This window comes from Meiothermus luteus (assembly GCF_003574085.1).
Taxonomy (GTDB): domain Bacteria; phylum Deinococcota; class Deinococci; order Deinococcales; family Thermaceae; genus Meiothermus; species Meiothermus luteus.
Genome location: NZ_QWKZ01000029.1, coordinates 22,808 through 29,331, shown reverse-complemented (window position 1 = coordinate 29,331; position 6,524 = coordinate 22,808). Strand labels below are relative to the sequence as shown.

Here is a 6,524-nt window from a genome sequence, read left to right as displayed (position 1 = left end):
CTCGAGGGCTGGGGCGTTGCCCCCATGGGCCAGCCGGGGCCAGCCGTCAGGCGTCCAGACCAGCTTCTGCAGCGCGGTCTCGCGGCCCAAGGGGCAGTGCCGCCGAGGGATGTGGGGGGGCTCGAGGGGACGTCCCACCAGGTGGGCCAGGTACCACTCCCCTCCCGGGGTCTCCACCAGCGAGGCGTGGCCGGCTTTCTGCAGGGGCAGCTCGGGGCGGCCCTTGGCGGTGAGGGTGGGGTAGCAGGGGTCCACCTCGTAGGGCCCCTCAATACAGCGCGAGCGGGCCACAGTCACGGCGTGCTCATAGACCGTACCCCCCTCGGCCACCACCAGGTAGTACCAGCCATCCTTTTTGTAAAGGTGGGGCCCTTCGGTCACCCCCAGGGGGGTGCCCCGGAAGATCTTCCGCACCGGCCCCACCAGCCGCTTCTGCACCGGGTCGTACTCCTGCAGGAGGATGCCGGCGAAGGGGTTTTTTCCCTTGCGGTGGTCCCACTGCATGTTGAGGAGCCATTTCCGCCCATCGGTATCGTGAAAAAGCGAGGGATCAAAGCCCGAGGCGTTCAGGTAGACCGGCTCCGACCAGGGGCCCTCGATGCGTTCCGCGGTCACCAGGTAGTTGTGGGCGTCCTTGAAGGCCTCGCCGTTGCCCCAGGTCTTCACATCGGTGTAGACCAGATAAAACCGCTCCCCGTCGTGGCTCAGGCAGGGGGCCCAGACACCGCCCGAGTCGGGGTTGCCCAGCAGATCAAGCTGCGAAGTGCGGGTTAGGGCGTAGCCCACCGGCCGCCAGTGCACCAGGTCGCGCGAGTGGTGGATGCGCACCCCCGGCCACCACTCAAAGGTGGAGGTAGCGATGTAGTAGTCCTCCCCTACCCGCAGGATGGAGGGGTCGGGGTGGAAGCCCCGCAGCACCGGATTGCAAATCCTCACAACCGCACCGCCTCCCGCAAGAAGCCCTGCCACCAGCGCCCGCTCTCCTTGAGGCGGCGCCGCTGGGTGGCAAAGTCCACGTGAACCAGGCCGAAGCGCTTGCTGTAGCCCTCGGCCCATTCAAAGTTGTCCAGCAGGCTCCAGACAAAGTAGCCCCGCAGGGGCACGCCCTCCTGCAGGGCGGTGAGGCACTGGGCAAGGTGGCGCTGCAGGTAGTGGATGCGCTCCAAATCGCGAACCTCCCCATCCTCACCCACGGCATCCGGGTAGGCGGCCCCGTTCTCGGTGATGTAGATGGCCCCCGGACGGTACTCGCGCCAAAGCCGCCGCAGCAGCTCCAGAAGGCCCTCGGGGTAGACCTCCCAGTCCATTGCAGTGCGTTCCTCCCCGACCCGGACGTACTGGAAGCGGTAGGGCTCCTCGGACCCCTCCCGCACCACCGTCCGGGAGTAGTAGTTGACCCCCAGGAAGTCGGTGGGGGTAGCAATCACCGCCAGGTCGCCCTCCTGCACCGGCGGGGCGGCCTGGCCGTAGAGGGCCAGCACGTCCTTTGGGTAGCCAAAACCAAAGAGTGGGTCTAAATACCAGCGGTTCTGGAAGCCGTCAAAGCGGCGGGCCGCGGCGATGTCGGCGGGGTGGGGGGAGGCTGGGTGGCCGGGCGAAAGGTTTAGGGTGAGGCCCACCCGGGCCCCGGGCGCATTTTGCCGGATGAGGGGCACCGCCAGGCCGTGGGCCAGCAGTAGGTGGTGGGCAGCCCGTACCGCCAGGGACAGGTCTCGCTTGCCCGGGGCGTGTACCCCGGCCAAGTAGCCCAGATGGGCCGAGCACCAGGGCTCGTTGAGGGTAATCCAGTGCCGCACCCGGTCGCCCAGCCGGCGGGTGAGGAGGTCGGCGTACTCGGCAAAGGCGTAGGCCGTCTCCCGCACCGGCCAGCCCCCCTGGTCTTCCAAAGGCTGGGGCAGGTCCCAGTGGTAGAGGGTGGCCCAAGGGGTGATGCCTTGGGCCAGAAGAGCATCCACCAGGCGGTCGTAAAAGCCCAGGCCCTTCTCGTTGACCCTGCCCCGCCCCTCAGGAAGGACGCGCGGCCAGGCCACCGAGAAGCGGTAGGCGTTGACCCCCAGTTCCTTCATCAGGGCGATGTCCTCCAAGTAGCGGTGGTAGTGGTCGCAGGCCACATCGCCGGTATCGCCGCCACGGGTCTTGCCCGGGGTGTGGCTGAAGGTGTCCCAGATGCTCACCCCTCGGCCGTCCTCGGCCACGGCCCCTTCAATCTGGTAGGCCGAGGTGGCAGTGCCCCAGGTAAAGTCGGAGGGAAAGTCACTTCGCTTCATGCAAATCTCCTCAGGGTCGTTGCAAGGCTTGCTGTAGGGCAAGGTAGGCAGGCTTAGGTTTGTAGTCGGCGTCGAAGATGAGGGGCTCGCTGGCCGACCGCCAGGAGTGGGCGTCGGTGAAGCCCCAAAGGGTGAAGGCTTTGCAACGGGGCTGGCCCAGGCAGACCCGCATCACCTCGCGGTACACCTGGGCCTGCTTCTCCAAGCGTTCGGCCCGGCTGCCAGGCCCACTAAGCCGCACGTCCATCTCGGTGATGTGAATTTCCAGGCCCAGCCTGGCGAAGCGCTCGAGGTTCTCCGCCATGCGCACAGCCCCAGGTGAGAAGCCCAGGTCCACGTGCACCTGAAAGCCCACCCCATCCAGGGGCACGCCCCTTTCCTTCAGCCCTTTGAGCAGGGCGTAGATGGCGTCCGACTTGGGGCCCAGCCCCTCGGCCCCGTAGTCGTTGTAGAAAAGCTTGGCCTGGGGGTCGGCCTCACGGGCCAGGCGGAAGGCCTTCTCCAGGTAGTCGGGCAAGACCTCAAAAGGGGTTGGGCGCAGCTTGGCGTCGTCCCCAACCGCCTCGTTGACCACATCCCAGTAGGCGATCCGGCCCCGGTAGCGCCCCACCACAGTCTGAATATGCTCCCGCAGGATGGCCTCCATCTCGGCGGGGCTAAAACTCCCGTACATCCAGCGGGGAAGCTGTTGGTGCCAGACCAGGGTATGCCCCCGCACGGCCATGCGGTTTTTCTGGGCAAAATCCATCAGCAGGTCGGCCAGGGCGAAGTTGTACTGGCCGCGGGAGGTCTGCAAGGCCCCCCACTTCATCACGTTTTCGGCCACCACCAGGTTGAACTCCTGGGCTAAGATCCGAGCGTACTCGGGCTCTTGCAGGAGCAGGCTGGGCTCCACCGCAGCCCCAATCTGAAAATTGCGCTTTTCGGCCAGGGCGCGCAGGGGCGGGCCAGACTGGGCCAGGGCCATGAGCAAACACATGAGCATCAAGCTCCACAAGCGAAAAGGCATCCATCCTCCCCAGGAACAGGCAACTTGAGGTACCTGCGCTTTCTGCAGTAGTCCATCAATCGGTTCTGAACAAGCTCCTTCTCAGCTCTTAACCGCGCCCGAGGTCAGCCCCTCCATGAGCTGCCGGGCGGCCAGGGCAAACACCAGCAAAAGTGGGGCCACCAAAAGCGCCGTACCGGCCATAATGGCCCCCCACTCCACGTCGGTAGCCCCCTGCAAGGTGCGCAGCACCACCGGCAGGGTCTTGGTTTCCTGGGTACGCATGATCACGTTCACATCGGCGAAGCGGTTCCACGAGCCGATGAAGGTGATAAGGCCCAGGGTGCCCAAGGCCGGGCGGATGAGGGGCAGCACGATGCGCCGGTAGATCTGAAACTCGCTGCAGCCGTCTATCCGGGCCGCGTCTAGCAGCTCCTTGGGAATCGCCGATACGATGTACTGCCGCATCATGAAGATGCCCACCGCGCTGGCCATTCCCGGCACCCAGAGGGCCTTGGGGGTGTTAATCCAGCCAATCTGGTAGATGAGCAGGTAGAAGGGAATCAGGTTCAGGATGGCCGGCACCAGCAAGGTGGCCAGCACCACCCCAAAGAGCCGCTCCCGCCAGCGGAACTCGTACATCGCGAAGCCAAAACCGGCCAGGCTGCTGAAAAAGAGGCTGGTCACCGTGACCATGATGGCCAGGTAGAGGTTGTTCCAGTAGGCCCGCCAAAAGGGAATCTTCTCCAGCAGAATCTGGTAGTTGCTCCAAAAGTGCTCGCCAAACCAAAGGGGTGGGGGAAAGCCGAAAATCTCCGAGCGCTGGTGGGTGGCGAAGACAAACATGAAGTAAAAAGGCGCCACCGTGAGCACCCCACCCAGCGCCAGAAGGGCATAGCCCCCTAGCCGCACCAGCAAGGCGCCCAACGAACTCTTCTTCATCTCAGTCGCCTCCTCGAGCCGCGCGGCCAAAAACCAGGTGGTTGAGGTAGGTGAGGATGCCGATGAACACAAAGAGAATCCAGGCGATGGAAGCCGCGGTGCCCATCTCGAGCCACTCAAAAGCCGTGCGGTACATGTACATGGTTGCGGTCTGCCCGCCGGGCGTAGCAGCGCTGGCCCCGCCGTTTAGGAGCACGAAGGGCTGCTCAAAAAGCTGCATGTTGCCGATGATGGTGAGGCTTACCGCAAAGAACATCATGGGCCGCAGAAGCGGCAGGGTGATGTAGCGGAACTGCTGCCAGCGGCTGGCCCCGTCCACCGCGGCGGCCTCGTAGAGGTCTTTGGGGATGGCCTGGATGGCCGAGAGGTAGAGCAGGGTGTTCCAACCAGTAAACTGCCAGACCACCACCACCGCCAGGGCGTACTTGATGTTGGCGCTGGTAAACCAGTTGATGTTCTGGTCGGGCAGCAGCGCCCCTAAAAGCGGCCAGGTGTTGAGGTGGGCGATGACCAGGTTAATCACCCCGTTGTGGGTGGCGAAGAGGGTGTTGAAGATGAGCGCGATGGCCACCGAGGAGGTGATGTAGGGCAGGAAGTAGACCGCGGTGACAAAGGTCTTGAAGCGGCTCAGCACCATGTGAATCACAAAGGCCAGCGGAATCGCGATGAGGTGCTGGGGCAGCCCCGAGAACACCCCCAGCCAGACCGTGTTCCACATGGAGCGCCAAAACATGGGGTCGGTAAGGGTAAAGGCGTAGTTCTCGAGCCCCACAAACTTCCAGCGGCCCCAGCCGTCGCTGGGCGTCCAGGCTTGGAAGGACATGTACAGTGAAAAAAGCGAGGGGTACAGGCCAAATATCAGGAAGAGGATGAAAAAGGGGCTGATGAAGATGTAGGGGGCGTAGCGCCGCTGAAAGTTGCTCCAGCGCATGGCCCAGCGGGAAGGGTCGGAAAGGGGGCTGGCTTTGCTTAGGCTCTCTTGCACGCTTCCTCCTTTTGCGGGCCCCAGGTTTTGTGAAAGCCTTTCAAAAGGGGCCACAAAAAGGGGGAGAAGGGTAGCCCCTTCTCCCCCCTCCCGCTAGCGCATGCGGCGCTCGATGAGCCGCTTGGCCTCGGCCAGGGCCGAGGGGATGTCCTTCCCTTCGTCCAACACCTGGGAGAGCGCAGCGGTCAGAATCTCGTTGGCGATGCGGTCGTACTTGTTGGCCTTGAGCGGCTTGACCCGGCGGGCCGCATCGCGCCAGAGCAGCCGGGCCTGCTGGCCGCCCAGGAACTCTACCGGCTCGGCGAAGGAGGGGTCGTTCTGGGCCGCAAGCAGCGCGGGGAAGGCACCAATGGCCTTGAACGCGGCGATCTGGGCCTCCTCGGTGGTGGTCACATACCTGATGAACTCCCAGGCTAAAGCTTTGTTCTTGGAGGCGGTGGGGATGCCGTAGAAACTACCGCCCCAGGAGGCGTACATGCCCTCGGGGAGCTGCTGCACCCGCCACAGGCCTTTGGTCTCGGGGGCCATCCAGTTTTGCAGGTGGCCCTGCAGCCAGGCCCCGGAGAACTGGGTGGCTACGGTGCCCTTCTTGAAGGCGTCGTACCACTCGTTGGTCCAGGCGCCAATCCGGGCATCCAACCCCGCGGCGCGGATGTTTCGGGCCAGCTCAAAGGCCCGCACGAAGCGGGGGCTATCCACCACCACATTCCCCTTCTCGTCAAAGTAAGGGCTGTTGTTGGCGGGGGTGGTGGCAAAGATGTTAATCCAGGCCACATCTGCGGCATCGGCGATCAGAAAAGCCCCGGTGGCGCTCTTAATCTTGCGGCCCGCTGCGATGTAGCCGGGCCAGGTCATCATGCTCTTAGGGTCTACCCCAGCCTTTTGCAGGATGTCCACCCGGTAGAAAAAGGTGCCGGGGCCGATGTCGGTGGGCATGGCGATGAACCGCCCGTCGGCCGAGGTGGCCTGGGCGATGGTGTAGGGGGTGAAAAGCCGCTTGTACTGGCCGGCGTTGTAGGGAGCCTTGTTCAGGTCTTCAAAGCCCTGGCCTTCGGCAAAGCGCCCCACAAAGCCAATCTCGATGGCCGCCACGTCGGGCAGGCCTTGTCCGGTGGCCAAAGCGGTGGTGAGGGCGTTGTGGTGGTCGGCGTACTGCTGGATGACCAGCTTGACCTCGACGTCGGGGAACTTCTTGTTGAAGAGGGGAATCTGGGCTTTTAGGGCGTCGTCCAGGTTGGGAAAGACCGCCACCGTGAGGGTGGTTTTCTGGGCTAGCCCCAGCGAAAAGAACGCCAGCAGGGCCAAAAGGGTCAGGGTTCGCTTCATGGATACCTCCTTATTT

Annotated in this window: 6 protein-coding genes; all 6 read right to left on the bottom strand. The window is 64.0% G+C overall.

Annotated elements, in window-relative coordinates; genetic code table 11:
- Positions 1–936: glycoside hydrolase family 43 protein (locus Mlute_RS06075; RefSeq protein WP_182482489.1), on the bottom strand; the 936-nt coding region annotated here is incomplete at its 3' end.
- On the bottom strand, positions 933–2,267 hold the full coding sequence (locus Mlute_RS06070) for a GH1 family beta-glucosidase (protein ID WP_119359850.1): 1,335 nt from the start codon (positions 2,265–2,267) through the stop codon (positions 933–935). The genes Mlute_RS06070 and Mlute_RS06075, both read right to left, overlap by 4 nt.
- A 10-nt stretch (positions 2,268–2,277) precedes the next feature.
- Positions 2,278–3,276, bottom strand: coding sequence for an endo-1,4-beta-xylanase (locus Mlute_RS06065; RefSeq protein WP_245958867.1), 999 nt, complete (start codon positions 3,274–3,276; stop codon positions 2,278–2,280).
- A gap of 81 nt (positions 3,277–3,357) precedes the next feature.
- Positions 3,358–4,197 carry a carbohydrate ABC transporter permease gene (locus tag Mlute_RS06060; protein WP_119359846.1) on the bottom strand — a complete coding sequence of 280 codons (840 nt, stop codon included), beginning with the start codon at positions 4,195–4,197 and terminating at the stop codon, positions 3,358–3,360.
- 1 nt (position 4,198) lies between these two features.
- Complete coding sequence (locus tag Mlute_RS06055; RefSeq protein ID WP_245958866.1) at positions 4,199–5,182, bottom strand: carbohydrate ABC transporter permease; 984 nt, start codon at positions 5,180–5,182, stop codon at positions 4,199–4,201.
- 93 nt (positions 5,183–5,275) lie between these two features.
- Complete coding sequence (locus Mlute_RS06050) at positions 5,276–6,508, bottom strand: ABC transporter substrate-binding protein (RefSeq protein ID WP_119359845.1); 1,233 nt, start codon at positions 6,506–6,508, stop codon at positions 5,276–5,278.
- Positions 6,509–6,524: the final 16 nt, after the last annotated feature.